The 19159-nt window shown below is 37.1% G+C and carries 16 protein-coding genes; 5 read left to right on the top strand and 11 right to left on the bottom strand.

Going from position 1 to position 19159, the window contains the following annotated elements:
- Positions 1-3: 3 nt before the first annotated feature.
- Positions 4-2112: a 3-hydroxyacyl-CoA dehydrogenase NAD-binding domain-containing protein gene (locus A2530_RS08940; RefSeq protein ID WP_294882953.1), complete on the bottom strand. Its 2109-nt coding sequence runs from the start codon at positions 2110-2112 to the stop codon at positions 4-6.
- Positions 2112-3401, bottom strand: a complete 1290-nt coding sequence (locus A2530_RS08935; protein WP_294882956.1) for a thiolase family protein — start codon at positions 3399-3401, stop codon at positions 2112-2114. Before A2530_RS08935 ends, A2530_RS08940 begins: the two co-directional genes overlap by 1 nt.
- A gap of 176 nt (positions 3402-3577) precedes the next feature.
- Here A2530_RS08935 and A2530_RS08930 point away from each other — a divergent pair, with 176 nt between their 5' ends.
- Positions 3578-5410 carry an ABC-F family ATP-binding cassette domain-containing protein gene (locus tag A2530_RS08930; RefSeq protein WP_294882957.1) on the top strand — a complete coding sequence of 611 codons (1833 nt, stop codon included), beginning with the start codon at positions 3578-3580 and terminating at the stop codon, positions 5408-5410.
- Between the two features lie 17 nt (positions 5411-5427).
- Here the strand turns inward: A2530_RS08930 and A2530_RS08925 are convergent, their stop codons facing one another.
- From A2530_RS08925 to A2530_RS08915, 3 genes are read right to left on the bottom strand one after another with little or no spacing between them, the layout of a single operon-like run.
- The gene (locus A2530_RS08925; RefSeq protein ID WP_294882959.1) at positions 5428-5940 is read right to left on the bottom strand and encodes a YgjP-like metallopeptidase domain-containing protein; all 513 of its coding nucleotides are present in this window, start codon (positions 5938-5940) and stop codon (positions 5428-5430) included.
- Entirely contained in the window at positions 5928-7298 is a 1371-nt protein-coding gene (gene dbpA / locus A2530_RS08920) for an ATP-dependent RNA helicase DbpA (RefSeq protein WP_294882962.1), read from the bottom strand. Before dbpA ends, A2530_RS08925 begins: the two co-directional genes overlap by 13 nt.
- Positions 7286-8566, bottom strand: coding sequence for an EAL domain-containing protein (locus tag A2530_RS08915; protein ID WP_294882965.1), 1281 nt, complete (start codon positions 8564-8566; stop codon positions 7286-7288). Before A2530_RS08915 ends, dbpA begins: the two co-directional genes overlap by 13 nt.
- 98 nt (positions 8567-8664) lie before the next feature.
- Here A2530_RS08915 and A2530_RS08910 point away from each other — a divergent pair, with 98 nt between their 5' ends.
- The gene (locus A2530_RS08910; protein ID WP_294882967.1) at positions 8665-9894 is read left to right on the top strand and encodes a DNA recombination protein RmuC; all 1230 of its coding nucleotides are present in this window, start codon (positions 8665-8667) and stop codon (positions 9892-9894) included.
- On the opposite strand, the gene A2530_RS08905 is transcribed toward A2530_RS08910, so the two are convergent.
- From A2530_RS08905 to A2530_RS08885, 5 genes are all read right to left on the bottom strand, one after another.
- Complete coding sequence (locus A2530_RS08905; RefSeq protein ID WP_294882969.1) at positions 9891-11549, bottom strand: GMC family oxidoreductase; 1659 nt, start codon at positions 11547-11549, stop codon at positions 9891-9893. The two genes, A2530_RS08910 and A2530_RS08905, sit on opposite strands and share 4 nt — an antisense overlap.
- Positions 11546-12049: a gluconate 2-dehydrogenase subunit 3 family protein gene (locus A2530_RS08900; RefSeq protein WP_294882970.1), complete on the bottom strand. Its 504-nt coding sequence runs from the start codon at positions 12047-12049 to the stop codon at positions 11546-11548. Before A2530_RS08900 ends, A2530_RS08905 begins: the two co-directional genes overlap by 4 nt.
- A gap of 89 nt (positions 12050-12138) precedes the next feature.
- On the bottom strand, positions 12139-12423 hold the full coding sequence (locus tag A2530_RS08895; protein WP_294882971.1) for a hypothetical protein: 285 nt from the start codon (positions 12421-12423) through the stop codon (positions 12139-12141).
- Between the two features lie 101 nt (positions 12424-12524).
- Positions 12525-12974, bottom strand: coding sequence for a DoxX family protein (locus A2530_RS08890; RefSeq protein WP_294882972.1), 450 nt, complete (start codon positions 12972-12974; stop codon positions 12525-12527).
- Between the two features lie 55 nt (positions 12975-13029).
- Entirely contained in the window at positions 13030-13326 is a 297-nt protein-coding gene (locus tag A2530_RS08885) for a hypothetical protein (protein ID WP_294882973.1), read from the bottom strand.
- A gap of 100 nt (positions 13327-13426) precedes the next feature.
- Here A2530_RS08885 and A2530_RS08880 point away from each other — a divergent pair, with 100 nt between their 5' ends.
- A complete protein-coding gene (locus A2530_RS08880; RefSeq protein ID WP_294882974.1) occupies positions 13427-13657 on the top strand; it encodes a hypothetical protein in 231 nt (76 codons plus the stop codon).
- Between the two features lie 42 nt (positions 13658-13699).
- Here the strand turns inward: A2530_RS08880 and opgB are convergent, their stop codons facing one another.
- On the bottom strand, positions 13700-16018 hold the full coding sequence (gene opgB, locus A2530_RS08875; RefSeq protein WP_294882977.1) for a phosphatidylglycerol--membrane-oligosaccharide glycerophosphotransferase: 2319 nt from the start codon (positions 16016-16018) through the stop codon (positions 13700-13702).
- A 132-nt stretch (positions 16019-16150) separates the two neighbouring features.
- Between opgB and A2530_RS08870 the strand changes: the two genes are divergently transcribed.
- Together A2530_RS08870 and A2530_RS08865 are read left to right on the top strand one after the other, a co-directional pair.
- Positions 16151-17065, top strand: a complete 915-nt coding sequence (locus A2530_RS08870) for a DUF234 domain-containing protein (RefSeq protein ID WP_294882980.1) — start codon at positions 16151-16153, stop codon at positions 17063-17065.
- The gene (locus A2530_RS08865) at positions 17061-19157 is read left to right on the top strand and encodes a Tex-like N-terminal domain-containing protein (protein ID WP_294883481.1); all 2097 of its coding nucleotides are present in this window, start codon (positions 17061-17063) and stop codon (positions 19155-19157) included. Before A2530_RS08870 ends, A2530_RS08865 begins: the two co-directional genes overlap by 5 nt.
- Positions 19158-19159 lie beyond the last annotated feature (2 nt).

The following is a 19159-nucleotide window of genomic DNA, read 5'->3' as shown; positions in this document are numbered from 1 at the left end:
AAATTATCCTTTATAAAATGCTTCATTATTTGCTGCCATATTTACAATCAGCTCACACGGTTCAAATCTTTTTCCGTATTTCTCTTCTAAACCTACCAAAGAGATATAAACCTTTTCTATTCCAAGTGAGTCGGCATATTTAAGCAATCCGCCGCGAAACGGAGGAAATCCTGTTCCCATTATCATTGCCATATCAAGCTGCGAGGCATCTTTTACGATGTTCTCTTCCAAAGCTCTGGCTGCTTCATTTATCATTATCATCATTGCTCTATCTATAATTTCAGGTTTGCTGTAAGCTCTTGAGCGAGGCTGAATGGCAGTTACCTCTTTGTTTATCTCTTTTTCTTTGCCGCTATAAGTATAAAAACCTTTTTTATTTTTTTTGCCTATAAGTTTCATATTTATAACCTCTTCCAAAATAGGCGCTACCTTCATCCTCTCGCCGTATGCCTCTTCTAATACCTTTGATACTTTATACCCGACGTCAAGTCCCACCTCATCTGCAAGAGAAAAAGGACCCATCGGCATGCCGAACTCCTCTATGGTTTCATCTATAAGCAAAATACTAGCACCCTCTCTAAACATCCTAACAGATTCATTTATATATGTTATAAGAATTCGGTTTACTAAAAAACCTGCGCAATCTCCGACTAAAATAGCAGTTTTACCTGCATCTCGTGCCAATTTAACTACAGTTGCAATTGTTTGATTGGAAGTTTTTTCTCCTGCAATAACCTCAACAAGCGGCATACGTGGCACGGGATTAAAAAAATGCATTCCGATAAAACGTTCAGGCTTTTTCATACCCTCAGCTAACATCGAAATAGATAGCGATGAAGTGTTTGAGGCTATAATGCACTTCTCATTTACTACACTCTCCAAATCTTTATAAACATCTTTTTTAGTCTCTATGTTTTCAACAACCGCTTCGACTACCAAATCAATATTATTAAATCCGTTATATTTATCCGTATAACTTATATGCCCTATTTTTAACTCAACTTCGCGCTTAGTTATCCGCCCTCTCTTTAAAACATCATCATAAAACTTACTAATCGACTTAAACGACTCTGCAATAGAATCGTAACTTCGCCCCTTTAATCTAACGGCTTTATCAATTTTACTAAAAAGCCACACTATACCTCCGCCCATTACGCCAGAACCTATAACTGAGATGTCATGTACATCAAGAGGCAGCACCTCTTTTTCGACAAAGGTGTCATGCTTTAACCTCTCGGAAGCAAAAAAAATAGAAATTAGATTTTTTGAAACATTGCTAACGCAAAGTCTTGCAAAAGCGTAAGCCTCCAAAGAAAGCGCCTCGTTTAGCGGAATCTTCTCCGTTTTTTTAAACAGCTCTATTACCTCTAGCGGTGCAGGATAACGTCCTTTTGTCTTTTTCATAACCTCTTTAAGAGCAAACTTATAGATAAGTGATGGAGCGAACCTCTCAAGCAGATTCATCTTGTAACGCGTTGCATCTATTTTAGCACGCTCTTTATCATCTAAAATAGCTTTTATAAAACTCTCTAGCTTAAACTCCAAATAACCTTCCGGTACACAAGAGTCAACCATTTTAAGTTTTTGGGCTTTTAAGCCGTTAATAAGTTTAGCACCAAGTATAAGCTCAAGTGCTTTTTGTTTGCCGATAAGATGTTTTAGATTTTGCGTTCCGCCAAATCCGGGTAAAACCCCCAAATTAACTTCAGGAAGACCTATTTTGGTTTTGGGATTCTGTGTTGCTATGCGATAATCACAGTTAAGAGCTAACTCAAAGCCGCCTCCAAGACAAGCTCCGTTAATAACTGCAACAGTATAAAAAGGCAACACTCTGATTTTTGATAGAATAATCTGTCCGTTTCTAACTACATCATGCGAGGTCTGTTCGTCTGTAAGAGACTCTATCTCAGATATATCGGCTCCTGCTATAAAAACACCCTCTTTAGCGCTTTTAAAGAGCATTATATCTATGTCTTTGCGATTCTTCAACTCATCAAGTTTAGCTTCAAGTTCCCTCATAACCGATATTGAGAGAAGATTAACGCTAGAGTTTGGCATATCAAACAATAAAGTAGCTATTTTATTTTCTACATGTAAGCTAAAAGCACTCATTATTCTACCTCCAGTATTAAAGATGCACCCTGTCCGCCACCAATGCACAGCGTTGCTAAACCTACATTTTTATTTCTGCGGCGCAACTCTTTTAGTGTGTGAATAACAAGCCGTGTACCAGTCATTCCTACCGGGTGTCCGAGTGCAATTCCTCCGCCGTTAACATTTAGTATATTTGTATCGATTGCACCCAAAGCTTCATCTCTGCCAAGATGAGTCTGTGCATATTTTTTCGACTCAAATGCAGCCATGTTTGCTAAAACCTGCGATGCAAAAGCTTCATTTAGCTCAATTAGCTCAAAATCACTCATCTTCATTTTTGTCATTTCTAAAATCTTTGCAGTAGAATACGCAGGTCCAAGCCCCATTCTAGCAGGTTCAAGACCTGCATAAGCATACTCTCTTAAATATCCAAGCGGAGTTAAGCCCATCTCTTTTGCCTTTGATTCACTCATCAAAACAACCGCCGCCGCCGCATCGGAAATTTGGGCAGAGTTACCTGCAGTAACAGTTCCGTTTCTCTTATCAAAGAAGGGTTTTAACCTTGTTAAAGCTTCAATACTCTGAGCATAACGAATACCGTCGTCATCGCTCATAATAAGTCCGTTTTTTGCGTCATATACAATAGGTGCTATTTCTTGCGCAAAGATACCCTCTTTTTGGGCGCGTTCTGCTTTTTGATGTGAAGCAAGTGCAAAATAATCCTGCTCTGCTCTGCTTATGCCGAAGTCTTGAGCCAATATTTCGGCGGTTGAGCCCATAATAAGCCCTGAGAGAGGGTCGGTTAAACCCTGCATAAGTCCGACGATAGGTTTTAAATACGAGGGAGTAAAGCGTGAGAGAGTTTTTATTTTATCTATAAGTGATTTTGAACGAAGCATCGCTTCAATGATATCTGACATCCCTTTGGTAAAAAGAAGAGGAAGATTACTCATCGACTCCGCTCCGCCTGCTAGATAAATCTCTCCGTGACCCGATAGAATTTTACTAGCAGCCGTAGTGATCGACTCCATTCCGGATGCGCAGTTTCTATGAACCGTGTAAGCCGACGTTTTATCGCTAAAACCTGCCCTTAGAGCTATGACACGCGCAATGTTTACGGCATCTGAGGGCTGCCCGACATTGCCGATTATTACCTCATCGTACATGTCAAAATCTATACCCGTTCTAAGAACAACCTCTTTGACTATATGCGCACCCAGCAAGTCGGCACGCAAATCCTTTAATTTACCCGAAGCTTTGGCTATCGGGGTTCTAAGACCGTCTATTATTGCAACTCTTTGACTCATTATTCACCTCTTCATAGCAAGTTAGTTTTTATAATTCAACACTTTTTTTAAGGAGACACAACATTTAAGTTTCAAATACTATATCACAAATTTACCTAATATTGTATTTAGTTATATTTACCATATAGAAGGTAAAAGAGTTATAATACGGCAATTAAATCAATTGAAAGAACTCTATGATACAACTCACAAATATCTCAAAAAATTTCGGCAAACAAGAGCTTTTTAGTAATCTAAACTTTAAGCTAAACTCAGGCAACAAAGTAGGTCTAGTAGGTCGCAACGGAAGTGGAAAGTCAACGCTTTTTAAGCTTATTTTAGGCGAAGAAACACCCGATAGCGGAGAAGTAATTATCCCTCGCGGATATAAAATAGGCGCGCTTAAGCAGTATCTTGAGTTTAGCGAGGAAACGCTTAGAGAAGAAGCAGCGCTGGCACTTGAAGAAGATATGAAATATGATATTTACAGAGTCGAGAAGATTCTCTTTGGTCTCGGATTTACACAAGAGGATTTGGAGAAGAGTCCTCTTTCATTTTCAGGCGGATATCAAATAAGAATAAACCTTGCAAAGCTTTTGGTGACAGAGCCGAATCTACTTCTTTTGGATGAGCCTACAAACTACCTTGATATTCTATCTCTTAGATGGCTGAAAACTTTTTTAAAAGCTTTTGAAGGAGAGATTATTTTAATTACTCACGATAGAGATTTTATGGATGCCGTCACTACTCATACAATGGGAATAGTGAGAAAAAATCTAAGAATAATTCAAGGAGATACCCATAAATATTACGAGCAGCTTCAAGCCAATGACGAACTTTACGAAAAACAAAAAATTGCACAGGATAAAAAAGTAAAAGAGCTTGAAGATTTTATCGCCCGCAACAAAGCGCGTGCTTCAACGGCAGCTCTTGCTCAGTCAAAAGTAAAACAACTTGAAAAGATGGATTTGCTTGATGATTTGGGATATGACTCGACTTTGAAATTTAATTTTAACTACAAAGAGACACCTGCTAAAGTTTTGCTTGACGTTAAAAATCTAAGCTTTGGCTATACGCCTGAAAATATTCTTTTTAAGGATATCTCTTTTGTACTGCAAAAAGGCGAACGCGTAGGTATTATAGGTAAAAACGGTAAGGGTAAATCAACTCTTTTAAACAATATCGCAGGAGAGCTAAAGCCGCTTAGCGGAGATATTCACATGCACCCAAGCACCGCTTTTGCACACTTTGGTCAAACAAACATTGCAAGGCTGCATCCAAGCAGTACAGTGCTTGATGAAATTCACTCGGCAAACACAAAACTATCGGCTCAAACCATACGTGCTATTGCGGGTTCTATGATGTTTAGCGGAGACAGTGCAGACAAAAAAGTATCTCTTCTATCAGGTGGAGAAAAAAGCCGTGTAATGCTCGGTCAGATTTTAGCTCGCGATGTAAATCTTCTCTTTTTGGATGAGCCTACAAATCACTTAGACATGGACTCAATCGAAGCTCTAACCGTAGCAATTCAAGATTTTCAAGGCTCGGTTATCATTGTAACCCACTCCGAAGAGCTTCTTCGCCGTACATGTGACAGGCTTATCATCTTTACAAGAAACGGTGCCGAATATTTTGACGGCGGATATGACCTCTTTTTAGAAAAAATGGGCTGGGAAGAGGAAGACGGCGAGGAAAAAGTTAAACAAAAACCAAAGACTTCATTCAAAGACAATAAAAAACTAAAAGCCGATTTAATCAGAGAAAAAAGCAAGCTTACCTCACCTATGAAGAAAAAGATAGAGAAACTTGAAGCTTCTATTATCAAATCAGAAGAGCTTTTAGCCTCTCATCAAAAAAAATTGCTTGACGCTTCAAGCAAAGGAGACAGCTTTAAAATAATAGAGTTTTCAAAACTTGTCTCATTAGAGCAAAAAGAGGTTGAGAAGATGTTTGAGCTTTTGGAGATTATACAAAATGAGTTTGACGAAATTACAAATGATTACGACAAAAAAATTGCGGATTTTGAATAATAAAAACAGCAGTGTAGTTAACTATACTCCTCTATCTTTCCAAATATATCTACATGTGTAAGATAGAGTCTTAAATCAAACTCTACTTGATGGTAAGAGGGCTGCATATACTCACAAAGTTTATAAAAAGCTTTGTTATGCTCTTTTTCTTTAAAGTGGGCAAGTTCATGCACTACTATCATCTCTAAAAATTCCAAAGGCACATTTTTAAACATAGAAGCTATACGGATTTCATTTTTGCTCTTTAGTTTGCCGCCTTGCACCCTTGAGATAAAATGATGAGTTCCCAAAGCATTGTGAATAACGTTTATTTTTCCGTCATATACCACTTTGCTAAGCGAAGGGGCATTTTTTATATGGGCATTTTTTAATTCGTTCACATAATTAAAGAGTGTTTTGTCCGTTTTTTTATCATGTGAAGAGGGGTATTTTTTAAGAATATGCTCTGCTAGTTTTTTCTCTTTTATCAGCTCTAGCACCTGCTTTTTTATACCCTCAGGATAATGCTTTATATATTTTAAAGAATCCACACAGAGAACTTTTTACCCTTGATTTTTCCGTTTTTGAGCTTCTCGTAAGCTTCATCTATTTTAGCACTTTTGATTGCCACATAACTCTGTCTGTCGTAAATATCTATCTTACCGATTTGGCTTCCTTGCAACCCTGCTTCACCCGTAAGTGCGCCTAAAACATCTCCTGCACGAATCTTGTCTTTTTTACCGCCCTCAATAACAAGCGTTATATTCTCTGGTCTCATTTCAAAGCCGTTTACGATTTTTAACAAAGATGCATCTTCAAAAAGTGCAGTACCGTTATTATACTCATCTGCATCTCTTGCCTCGTTCGGCTCATAAAGCGTAAATGCCAATCCTTCGGCTCCAGCGCGTCCTGTTCGTCCGATTCTATGAGTGTAAGTCTCTTCTGAATGAGGGATATCATAGTTGACTACCATTGAAAGTTCTTTTATGTCAAGCCCTCTTGCCGCCACATCCGTTGCCACTAAAACACAACAGCTTTTGTTGGCAAATTGAACCAGAACGTCGTTTCTGTCATACTGTTCCAAATCTCCGTGAATCGCCAAAGCATCTATCTTTTTATCTTGAAGAGTTTTTGCGATTTCATCTGCTTCAACTTTCGTATTGCAAAAAACTATAGCATTTTGAGGTTTAAAATTACTAAATATCTTTACAAGAGCCGCCGTTTTTTCTCCGTAACCCACCTCGTAAAAACGCTGAATAATTTTGTTTGCGACTTCGGTAGAGACCGTTTTTATGCTTATAGCATCTTTTTGGATTTTGGCACTTATGTCTAAAATCTCATCGTTGTAAGTAGCCGAAAAAAGAAGTGTTTGTCTCTCCTTTGGCACAAAACCCAAAACCTCGTTTATCTCCTCGCTAAAGCCCATATCAAGCATTCTATCGGCTTCATCAAGAACAAGAATCTCCATATCGCTAAGCGATAACGACTCCTTTTTTAGGTGTTTTAAAATTCTACCCGGTGTTCCTACAACTATATGCGCACCGTGAGCAAGTGAGCCTAACTGCGGACCAAAGGCAGTTCCGCCGCAAAGAGTCAAGATTTTGATATTGTGAATTGAGCGCGCCAACATACGAAGCTCTTTTGCTACCTGGTCGGATAGCTCACGTGTAGGACAGAGTATAAGCGTCTGAACTCGAAACTTCTTTACATGTAGTCTGTGAAGCACTCCTATACCAAACGCCGCTGTTTTACCGCTCCCCGTTTTTGCCTGAGCTATTACGTCTTTGCCCTCTAAAATATGCGGCAAACTCTGAGTTTGTATAGGCGTCATCTCTTTATAGCCTATCTCCTCTAAATTATGGAGCATCTCTTTTGAGAGAGGAAGTGTTGAAAATTTTACAGCATCCATGTTGAATCCTTAGTTGAAGATGAAGAGAGTGCATTTTCAAATGCGGTAACTTTTCTCATACTTTCTAAAAGTAGATTATCAAGCACACCGCTTTGGAGATTATGCTTTTTTTCAAAAAGAGCTACGCTTTTTGTATTAAACTGCTCAACATCTCGAATCAACATGTAGATTTCTCCTAAAATACCCTCTCCCTTTAAGAGTGCGTTTCGCACTTCGTCTTCTATATTCATACTGTTTAAAATTTTCACAAGAGGCGTACTGAAAATCGTATCTATCAAGGATAAAACTCCTACAAAATATGCTTTGCCCAGAGTATTGCTCCCCGAGTCGTGTTTTACTTTTTTTAGTATAGAAACCATTAGTTCAGTACGGTTTTTTATCATAAGCATAATAGGAGACACATCACTCTCTTTTGAAACCGATTTTGCATAAATCATAAGCATAAGCCATTGCGCAAGAGGCTTTCTACCTACAAGCGTTAAAACATGGTGTATAGAAGATATAGTGTTTGTAAACTCAAAAGCTCCCGAATTTATATAGCGTAACAGCTGAACTGTCAGTGCATGGTTTCTCTCAAACTCCGCAGTTATCTCATCTATATTCGTATCTTCCATCAACAGACTGTATAGTCTTAAAATATTTGCTCTTGTCGGGTCATACTTTGTGTTTTCTAAAATTTTCGGTTTTGAAAAGAAGTAGCCCTGAAATAATACGCATCCGAGAGCTTTAGCGGTATCGTACCTTTTTTCATCCTCTATTTTCGTACCTATTACCTTGATTCCTCTGGCTTTTATCGTCGTAAGAATACTTTTAGAACTCATATCTTTTACAAAATCCGCATGAAGATTAATTTTTATAAACGATATCTCATTCCATGCATCTTTATACTTTGTAATCGTGTTTCTATCGATTTTTATCTCATCAAGCGCCAATACGTAGCCTTTTTCTTTTAACTGCTGAAGCCTCTCAACGACTCTCTGGCTCATCTCTATCTCTTCTAGGAGCGAAAAGATAAAAAATTCACGCGGTATCGTAAAGATGATATCGCTTAGAAGAAATTTTTCGCCTACTTTAACAAGTGCGCGGCGAGAACCCAAAACCTGATTTGTGCCGAATTTATTTAACAGATTGCTTATTATTGCCGCGGGTATAAAATCATTCTCCCCGTAACTGTTAGCTTTGTCTTTTTGACTGTATAAAACTTCATAAGAATCAAGATTTCCGCTTATATCAAGAATCGGTTGACGTCCTAAATATATATTATCCACGCAAAATTCCCTTTTTTATAATAATTGAGCAATTGTATTATATTTCTACTTACACTCTGTTTCTGCTACAATACATCAATGGTTTTTTTGGAGAATATATGGGAATATTTGAGGCTGTTTATGTGATAATAGGGCTATTGTTCGGTGCTTTTGGAGTATGGATTACGACGGTAAAAAGTTTAAAAGATTCGCTTAATAAAACAATTGAAAAAGCCTCAAGTCTGTTAAATGAAAATGCAGTTTTACATGAACGCATAAACGGCATAAACGAAAAAAATCAAGAGAAATTTGAACTGCTTGAAAAAAATAAAGAGCAGATGAGACTTGAGTTTAAAGAGCTTGCAGACAAAATACTAGAATCAAATTCACAAAAATTCTCCGCTCAAAACCAAGAAAATATAAGCAAGATGATAAACCCGATGAGGGAGCAATTTAACGAGTTTAAAAAGCAGATAGACGATGTTTATATAAAAGAGGCAAAAGAGCGTTCAATGCTTCAAGCGGAGATAAAAAGCATAAAAGAGATAAATCATCAGATGAGTCAAGATGCAAAAAACCTTACAAAAGCACTAAAGGGCGATAGTAAAAAGCAGGGCGTCTGGGGAGAGATGATTTTAGAGAGAGTCCTTGAGACATCAGGGCTTAGACCTGGACTTGAGTACAAGCGTGAAGTAACACTCGAACATAACAGCAATAACAGCCGCTACCGCCCAGATGTTATTGTTCATCTTCCAGATACGAGAGATATTATAATTGACGCAAAAACTTCACTTGTAGCTTACGAACAGTATGTCTCATGTGAAGATGAAAAAGATAAAGAGCTTTTTGCCATAGAACATGTTGCTTCTATTAAAAAGCATATAAAAGAGCTTAGCGAGAAGGATTATATAAATCTAAAAGGTATCCAAACACTTGATTTTATCTTTATGTTTGTACCTATAGAGAGTGCGCTGCTTATGGCGATGGAGTATGATTCTACACTGTTTGACCATGCTTTTAAAAAGAGTGTTATTTTAGTCGGGCCTACGACCTTGATGGTTTCGCTTCGCGCCGTTGAAAACAGCTGGAAATATGAAAAACAGCAGCAAAATGCGCAGGAGATAGCAAAAAGAGCAGGTCTTTTGTTTGATAAATTTTCAGGTTTTTTAGAGAGCGTAGATAAACTCGGAAAACAGATAACGACCGTTCAAAAAACCTACGATGAGACTTTTTCAAAAATGCACTCGGGAGCAGGAAGCATCACAAGCCAGTTTCAAAAACTAGAACAGCTAGGAGCAGCAAGTAGCAAAAAACTCCCTGAGCATATTATAAGAGCGCTTGAAGATTAAGACTTTAACTTTTTAAGAATTACATCCGCTACTCTAAAAGAGTTTGCGTATATCGTCCATGTATATGGAACACTCCCGCCTGTGGGCATAAAAGAGGCATCCGTTACATAAAGATTATCCAATTCATGTGCTTTGCAGTTTGAATCAAGTACAGATGTTTTTGGGTCGTCTCCAAACCTACATCCACCTGCAACTAGATTTGGAGGCGGGTCTGATGAGATATTTACGGAGATTTCAGTCGCTCCCATATCTTTTAAAACGCTCTTTGCTTTTTCTGATAGATACTCGCCGACTTTTATATCATGCGGATGTCCAAAAAGATTTATTGCCGCCACATTTACACCGTATTTGTCTTTTACGGTTTCATCTATCGTTACATTGCAATAATCACTCGGTAGCCAATCATTAAAAATCTCAAATACTATAACTCTTGAAGTTGTGAGATTTTTGTGAATCTTTTCTTGAAGTTTTGTACCCCAGATAAGATTGCCCTCTTCATCATACATCTCTCTTGCCGTGCGGCTTATAATGTTTGAGTGCTCAAATAAAAAGTCTATCGTTCCGCCTTTATATTTTTTGCCATCTTGCTCATACTCGTACCACTCCTGCAAAGAGCGGTTAAAAAAAAGTCCCGGTTGCATCAACTCTTCTTGCTGTTTTTTAATTAGAGTCTCAAACCTCATACGTCCTTCTCCGCTTCCCCCTGCCGAGAAGATAAGATTCTTTCCTACTTGAGCATTGTTGTTCGTCAAACCGTTTGGAAAATAGCTGTTTTTAGAGTTTAAAAGAAGTCTGGAACTCTCTATCGCCTGCGCCGCAACTACAAATATTTTTGCCTCAATTACATGGCTTTTTAACTCTTTATTGTAATAATAAGCCTTTGTAACTCTCTTCTCATCACTATCAAGTTTATAGACAAAAGCGTCTGTTATTATTTTTGCATCACATTTTTGAAGTAGAGCGGCTCTGGCACTCCCTTTTGCTCCTGTTGAGCATCCGTAGCTTCCGCAAAAATTTGAGTATGAACACCCTTTTCTATTAAGTGCATTATGAGGCAAAATAGCCCGCGGTGTAGGAATACTCTCGTAACCTAGAGCTTTACATGTAGCGTCAAACCACTTTGCCGCAGAGTTGACTTCAAGCATAGGATGGGGGAAATTTTTTGTTGAACGAGGCTCTAAAAATTTATGCTCTACAACATCCCCGGATACTCCGACAACCTTTTCAACTTTTGTATAATAAGACTCCAAATCTTCGTAAGCTATAGGCCAGTCAGCAATATTTGCACCGTCTATTTTTCCGTATTTGCTCATAAGATTAAAATCATCAGGCTTTAGACGATGAAAATAACCGCTCATCAAATTTGACGACCCACCAACCATTGAGCCGTTCCAAAAACTCCAGCCGCTCTCTTCGCCACTGTATCTAGTCGTAACACCATCTTTATCCCGCTCATTTATTACATGTTGTTCATCTTTTAAAAGAGGAGTAAAAAGTTCTCTTCTACTGACTCCAATCTCATCTTTACTGAAATCTTCCTCTTTATAATTAGCACCTTTTTCCAAAACTACTACTTTATATCCGGCGCGTGAGAGTTCATAGGCAATGGGTGCCCCGCCTGCTCCGCTTCCTACTATACAGACGTCATACATCATAAAATAGCCTTTGTCGGTCTTGGAAGTCCTGATGTATGATTTAACCATTTCCAGCCGCTTTGATTTTTATTTCCACCGTAAATCGGGTCGCCGAGCATCGCTTCAAGCAGGTATGTCATTATTGTTATAATCCAATTCTCGCCCCATCCGTTCTGAGATATCTCTTTGAGTATATTTTGCCGCTCTTTTGCCGAGAGTTTTGTATAGATTTTTTTGTATTTTTCTACAGATGCTTCATTTAGCCATTTTGCACCGTCTTTGATAAAAGATTTTGTTTTATCTGTAACTCGAGAATGATTAAGAATTGTATAGAGATAGTAAGATGCGTTTATATCGCTGCTTTGGGGGGTATGAAGAGTATCTGGAAATAGGTCTTTTTGAACGAGGGCAATTGTCTGCATCGGTGTAACTGCCGCAAAAAGTTCGCCTGAACATGTTATAAATATAACAGAAGTAAGAAAACTATTTTTTAAAAAAATTCTGCGGGACTTGAAAATCATCTCTTATTATACTTCTTTTAAAAAATAGTTTTTAAAACAGTCTCAAGTTAAAACCCAAAAAGAGTTTTAACTTTTAATGTTGTTTAATATCAACTGCACTTAGACGGTTTTTTTGACATATCCATTTTACCGTCACATTTTGACGATTTGTCCATCATCTTCTTTTCACCGCTACATTTTGCAGATTTATCCATCATATTCATTTTTCCGTCACACTTTGAAGATTTGTCCATCATCTTCTTTTCACCGCTACATTTTGCAGATTTTTCTTTCATCTCCATTTTTCCGTCACACTTAGCTAGCAACGACGTAGTACCTAAACCCGTAAAAAGTGCTGCACCTAAAAACAAAACCGCCATACTCAACTTTCTCATTTTTTATCCTTTAGTGTATAAGTTCAAGTTATTATATAACTTATACATAAGTTAATTCTTTATAAGTAAAACTAATTTTTAAAAGCAATGTGATATTAAGCTTAAGCTACCTGATTTTTTTTGTTAAATATAACTTCATCAAGACTAAACTTTCCTGCTCCATGCGATAAAAAAATGAGTAAAAACAACATGTAGTAAAACGGTATTTCAAAACCGTTATCCCCTGCCGAAAACCCGTTTGGAAGGTGTACTGTAACTATGGCAACAATCATAACAACGATAAGAGGTATAGAGATAACTCTTGTCAGAAATCCAAGAGTAAGCAAAACAACACCTGTCATCTCTGTTGTTGCCGCCATATACGCATTTAACAAAGGCATCGGTATTCCAAGAGAGCTAAACCACTCCGCTACGGAGTTTATATCTGCCCACTTATTCATAGCAGGCTGATAAAACCCGTAAGCAATAGTTAACCTCGCAAAAAACAGTGCAAACGACTGCAAATAAGAACTGATTCTGGAAAATTCCAGATATATTTGTTTAACTTTCATAACACACCTCTTCATAATTTCAAATTACATATTTAGAGCGTATTCAGTTTTTTAATTAGTTGTTTACGGGAGCCTTCATTGAACTTCCGCATTTACCGGAACCGCATTTCATAGCTTTGTTTTGAGCTTTTTTAGACTCCTTCTTATGTTCACAGTTACAATCGGCTCCGCAAGTACACTTACCGTCTTTATCTTTTGTGCATTTTTTTTCATCACAAACTTTTGGAGATTTCATTGAACTCCCGCATTTTCCTGCACCACACTTCATAGCCTCTGCATTTACGGCTACAGCACCTACGCTTAAAAATAAAACTGCACCTAAAAACAGCGACGACAACTTGATTCTTTTCATACATTTTCCTTTTTTTGTTAATTTACTAGATTATACTAAAAAAATTTGTATAATTTCAAAAAATTAATAAACTAATGTTAAAATCTAAAAAAGGAGTCTTATGATTGATACGACAGATGTGTTTGATACGGTAGAAGAGCTAGAAGAGGCACTAGAAGCGACATTTAGTAAAATGGAAAATATTGCCGCAAGAGTATATGAAAAAGAGATAGACGCATATCAGGGCTTTATGGAGTCCGAGAAGTATAAAGATGAAATCGTAACAATAGGTAATAAGCTTAAAGAAAAAGGGATAGATATCACTAAAAGAATCAGTGATACTTTAGAATAGTTTAAACTAAAATACAAAAAGGGCTATCTTAAGAGGACAAAATTAAAATCTATCTTCAAGATTGATTATTTTTAAACTCACCAAAGAGAGTCCGACTTCTCTCTTATTTTTTCCCTCTAATTTTTCTTCTAAAACAAACGATTTTGGCGGTACTATCTCTATCGTGTTTGAGCTATTTACATTCTCAAACGTAAGCACATATTTTCTGGGATTTTTATGTTTTGGTATAAATTTCTTCTCACTATCTCCTACTATGACCTTTACCGCATTTCCTACATTTTCGCCGTATGCTCCGCAAACTATTTCAAGTTTAAATTTTTTAGGAAGCGGATTTACAAATGTTAGCAGTGCACTCGGATGCAACCATGCGTCAGTCCATCTTCCGACTTTATCTTGATATGAGACACCCTCTACATTTTTTAAAAAGCTTGGAAAACCCTCTTTTTTAAATATTATGGCATCGCTTATAGCGGCACTGTATCTTAATCCGTTATTTTTTATCATATTGATATTTTCAATTATCTTTTGGTTATCATAATTATTATTCAAACCGTTTCCAAGGCTATCTATTTTATAGTCCGTTGGTAAATTAAGTTCTTGAACTCTAAAGCTAGAACCGATTGCACCCTCAACCGCACAATATTCACCTGATGCATTGTTATCAAAAATATAATTTAAAAGATTGCACTCATCAATCCATAAAAACCTATCATCCTTACTGAAATGTTCTAGCTGTTCGTAGAGCCTCCAAGCGTTGTTAAATTGAAAATAAGGCTCTAAATTGTTTTCTAAAATCTTAAATAATACAGGAAGCGTATAGTGATTTTCTCCGACACTTACCGACATCTTTTCAAAATTAGGTTTAAAACTCTCCGACATCTTTGGAAATTTCCAAAAACTAAGGATATCCTTTCTCCATTGATTTAATCTCTTGCCAAAATCATCAAATGAGCCATAAATAGACTCTTTTTCCGTTAGATTTCTGCCTAGTCCCAAATCTGTATTTATATTGAGAAAAGATAAAACTGTTGACGCAACATCAAAAGGGGTTCCTATGTTATCCACCGACTCATATTCACTTTGACTAGGTTCAAAAACAACGAAAAGGTTTTTTCTGTTTTGTGATTTGTTAAGCTTGTCCGATGCCGTATTTTTCATAGCCAAATGATCGGATGTAACCACAATAATCGTGTCCTCTGCATATTTTGAGTTTTTGACTTTTTTTATAAACTCCGATATCAAAATATCCGCACATTTAACACTGTTTAAAATCTCATTAGAACCATCCATATATAAATCTTTTGAACAAGAGTTGGATAGATGTCCGTTTGGATGATGTGTGTCCAGAGTGTGTGAAAACAGAGCAAACCTCTCTTTGGATGAGGATAAATTTTCAAACTTTTTATATGCTATATCAAGAAGCGTGTCATCATATAAACCCCAACCGTTAACATATCTTTTGTTTTTTACTTCTTTTAAGAGTTCTTCCCTTCCTATTACACTATCAAAACCATGAGTTTTGTAAAACTTGTCAATACCTGAAAATTTAACACTGCTTCCCTGCATCATACTTAAATAGTAGCCCTCTTTTTTTAGAACATCTCCGATACACACTGCCTTTGGATAAAACTTATCTATTCCCTCCATAGAGTTACCGCCTGAAGTTGTAAAAAGAGGGATTCCGCACTGAGTAGAGACAGTACCTGCGATTGTGTAGTCTGTTCCGCTAGTTTGAACAATATTTGTAAATTCTATACCGCTTTCATCTTGTATAAGCTTTCTAAGATTGGGCATTAAATTAGGAAAAATATTTTCATCAAAATATGTTCTCTCAAGACTCTCTGCATATAAAAAAATTATATTCTTCTTATATACGCTAGAGCTTGAATTATTGGGAACTTTATAATATTCATAAAAATCATTTGCTTGTTCCATAGTCATAGTTAAAAAAAGATTTTTAAAATTATTCAAAGCAGGATGAGTTAAAAAAGCTAAAATCAAAAATCCGTTATGCAAAAAAGCTTTTATTTTTTGCGGCTTTGCTGCTACTACGCTACTTAAGTGACGATGGTAAAAAAAAGCTGCCGCAAAAAGAGTGACAAAAGCAAAAAATGCACCAAAAATAAGCAATAGATACTCTTCAAATCCGGCTTCGCCTAGTCCTAAATTTAAAGTAGCAATAATGGTCTCGTTTATTCCTGCACCCGTAAAGTAGCTCGCTACAAAATAGATTATACTAAATAGCCCATATATAAAAAATACAGAAGCATCAAAAAAGAGTCTTCTTGGATGCTTCTGTTTGTGCTTCATCGTAAAGATTGCAAAAATAAAAAAGAGAAGGGATAACAAAATCATATTCATATATAAGAGTTCCAATAAAATATTTAGCTACTAATTTTTATATGATTGTAGTGCTAAAACCATTAGTATGAGATAAAGCCCTATTTTTCTTTTATTGAAGTATAATTTCAAAAATGACTTCAAGGCTTTTACATGTCAAAAAAAACAACACTATTGCAACAGTTTCGCTCTTTTTACTTTCAAAACAATCCTCAAGATATTGAACGGGCTATAGAATATTTTGCGGTTTTTGGCGGCATGAGTTGGAGTATTGACATGTCAAAAAATCTTGAAGAGCTTATAGAGAGCAAAGTTTTAAAAAACTACACTTATATTCACGGCGATATTACAAAGATAACCCAAAGCGATAAAATAAGCCACTCACTTTTGAGTGCCGTAGCAGTTGGAGACGGACGAGTTCACTCTGCATTAAAAAGAGCGCGTATTTCAAGAGCAGAAGGCGAGAGAGCAATTGAGACTCTTGAGAGCAAAAACATTATAAAAGCCGAATATTCACTAGAGTCTCCGCCAAACTCCGAAGATAAAATTGATGAAAAGCTAAACTTCAACACCCCTTTTATGCGTTTTTGGTTTGCTTTTGTATCTCCATATTTTAAAACCATAAAAGATGGCGATTTTAAAGAGGCAAAAGAGTCGTTTGCCAATCGTAAAAGTGAGTTTTATGAACTTATGTTTTTAAAACTCTCACATGAACTTATAAAAAAGAGTTTTAAAGATGACCCTATAGTTGAAATCGGAAGCTACTGGGATAGAAATACACAGATAGATATTTTGGCAAAAACAAAAAGTGGAAAAATTGTTGCGGGTACATGTAAATACTCAAACCAAAAAGCAAAAAAGAGTGAGCTGAGTAAACTACATGAGCAGTGCCACCAAGCAGAGCTAACCCCAGACATAAGCGTTATCGTCTCAAAAAGCGGTTTTTCAAATGAGCTAAAAGCACTAAAAGGCGAGGATGTTAAATTATTTGCGCTTAAAAACTTTAAAACACTTGTTGAAGAATTAAGCAAAAAAGATTTCATAGAGTGTGAAGGAAAAAAATATTAATAATCTAGTAAATTTACTAACAAAAAAAACAGCTCTTAAACGTGAACATGTAGAAAATATTTTAAAGCTTTTAGATGAGGGTTCAACCATTCCTTTTATAGCACGTTACCGCAAAGAGATGACCGGTGGAGCCGATGATGAAGTTCTTCGTGAGTTTGAGACAATTTATGTGAGCGCAAAAAAACTGCTTGAGCGAAAAGAGGAGATATCAAGGCTGATTGCCGAGAGAGCGACTTTAACCGAAGCAATCAAAAAGAGCATAGAAGAAGCTGACACTCTGCGAATTTTAGAAGATATATACCGCCCGTACAAAGAGAAAAAAAGTTCTCGTGCGGCAACTGCCATTGAAAATGGACTCACACCCCTTGCAGATATTTTAGAAAAAGCACGACTTAGCGAAGCCGAGTTCAAATCAAAAGCAAAAGAGTTTGTAAAGGGCAATATTGTTTCAGTGGATTATGCCGTACAAGGGGCGCAGGATATTTTAGCAGAGCGTTATTCAGATATGCCCAAAGAGCGTGAAGCAATCAGAAACAATATGTTGCGCCATGGGGTTTTAGAAGTTAAAAAAACAAAAAACTTTGATGAAAACGGAGTCTTTAAGAACTTTGTCGGCAAAGCAGAAAAAGTTGCTTTTATCCCGTCTCACCGCTATTTGGCAATTATGCGCGGGGTAAAAGCCAAAGAGCTAAGCGTAAAAATAACGCTTGATATACAAAAGATTGAAGCAAATATAAAAGAGTACAAAATCCCGCGCAACGCTTCATCTTCAAAAGAACTCCTTTTTGAGGCTTACAAAGACGGTCTTATGAGACTTCTGCTTCCGTCACTTGAGAGAGAAGTTCATACCGAGCTAAAAGAGAGAGCAGACACTGCGGCGATATCTGTTTTTGGCAAAAATCTAAACCAGCTTCTAATGACTCCGCCTGTTACTTCAAGAGTTATTTTAGGAGTTGACCCTGCTTTTAGAACGGGGTGTAAACTAGCGGTAATTGATGAAAACGGCAAATATCTTGAGTCATGCGTTATCTATCCTACAGAGCCTCAGAGGGATTATGAAAACTCCAAAAACAAGGTACTTCTTCTTGCAAATAAGTACAACATTAAGGGTGTAGCTATCGGAAACGGAACCGCCTCACGCGAAACACAGGAGTTTTTTGCACGTCTAAACCAAGATGAAAATGCAAAGCTAAACTACACGGTTGTCTCGGAAGCGGGGGCATCTGTTTATTCTGCTTCAAAAATTGCCTCACAAGAGTATCCAAACCTTGACGTAACCATTAGAGGAGCAATACAAATAGCTCAACGCTTGCAAGACCCGATGGCGGCACTTGTTAAAATTGACCCAAAATCTTTAGGAATCGGACAGTATCAACATGATGTTGACCAGAGGCTTTTGGAGAAAAAACTCACAGACGTAACGGTTGATTTGGTTAACCGTGTCGGCGTTGACATCAACTCGGCATCTGCCTCACTCCTATCTTACGTTGCGGGAATCGGTGCAAAAATCGCCCAAAATATCATCGCTTTTAGAGAAGAAAACGGCGTTTTTAAGACTAAAGAGCAACTCTTAAAAGTAAAAGGGTTAGGCAAAAAAGCTTATGAACAAGCTGTTGGATTTATCCGCATAAAAGATGCAAAAAATCAATTTGATAACAGCGGAATCCATCCTGAGAGCTATGAAGTTGCAAAAAAACTCATTGGCATTGATTTGGCAAATATAGATATAGAGGCAAAAGCAAAAGAGTTACATGTCGGAGTAGAAACTTTAAAAGATATCATAAGAGAGCTGCAAAAACCGGGTTTTGACCCCAGAGAAGAGTTGCCGCCTATTCCGTTTAAGGATGGCATAACCGATATAAAGATGCTTCGTGTTGGAAGTTTTGTCTCGGGAGTCGTTAGAAATATCGCGGATTTTGGCGCTTTTGTCGATATAGGACTAAAAAATGACGGCATGATTCACATCTCAAAAATAAGCAGTTCAAGAATCTCACATCCGCTTGAAGTTCTTTCGCTAAACCAATATTTACCGCAAATAGAGGTAATCTCAATAGATGAAGAAAAAGGAAAAGTCGGACTTAGTCTGATATAAAA

Origin of the sequence: Sulfurimonas sp. RIFOXYD2_FULL_34_21, assembly GCF_001830805.1 — a bacterium.
GTDB lineage: Bacteria > Campylobacterota > Campylobacteria > Campylobacterales > Sulfurimonadaceae > Sulfurimonas.
The sequence above is the reverse complement of the archived record's forward strand: the minus strand, read 5'-3'. Positions and strand labels throughout refer to the sequence as shown.

Bases quoted from the DNA above. Each gene is read 5' to 3' on its own strand.
- A2530_RS08880 (WP_294882974.1), top strand. From the start codon at position 13,427: ATGATTGATACGACAGATGTGTTTGATACGGTAGAAGAGCTAGAAGAG.
- A2530_RS08940 (WP_294882953.1), bottom strand. From the start codon at position 2,112: ATGAGTGCTTTTAGCTTACATGTAGAAAATAAAATAGCTACTTTATTG.
- A2530_RS08910 (WP_294882967.1), top strand. From the start codon at position 8,665: ATGGGAATATTTGAGGCTGTTTATGTGATAATAGGGCTATTGTTCGGT.
- A2530_RS08930 (WP_294882957.1), top strand. From the start codon at position 3,578: ATGATACAACTCACAAATATCTCAAAAAATTTCGGCAAACAAGAGCTT.
- A2530_RS08935 (WP_294882956.1), bottom strand. From the start codon at position 3,401: ATGAGTCAAAGAGTTGCAATAATAGACGGTCTTAGAACCCCGATAGCC.
- A2530_RS08890 (WP_294882972.1), bottom strand. From the start codon at position 12,974: ATGAAAGTTAAACAAATATATCTGGAATTTTCCAGAATCAGTTCTTAT.
- A2530_RS08900 (WP_294882970.1), bottom strand. From the start codon at position 12,049: ATGATTTTCAAGTCCCGCAGAATTTTTTTAAAAAATAGTTTTCTTACT.
- dbpA (WP_294882962.1), bottom strand. From the start codon at position 7,298: ATGGATGCTGTAAAATTTTCAACACTTCCTCTCTCAAAAGAGATGCTC.
- A2530_RS08905 (WP_294882969.1), bottom strand. From the start codon at position 11,549: ATGATGTATGACGTCTGTATAGTAGGAAGCGGAGCAGGCGGGGCACCC.
- A2530_RS08870 (WP_294882980.1), top strand. From the start codon at position 16,151: ATGTCAAAAAAAACAACACTATTGCAACAGTTTCGCTCTTTTTACTTT.
- A2530_RS08885 (WP_294882973.1), bottom strand. From the start codon at position 13,326: ATGAAAAGAATCAAGTTGTCGTCGCTGTTTTTAGGTGCAGTTTTATTT.
- opgB (WP_294882977.1), bottom strand. From the start codon at position 16,018: ATGAATATGATTTTGTTATCCCTTCTCTTTTTTATTTTTGCAATCTTT.
- A2530_RS08895 (WP_294882971.1), bottom strand. From the start codon at position 12,423: ATGAGAAAGTTGAGTATGGCGGTTTTGTTTTTAGGTGCAGCACTTTTT.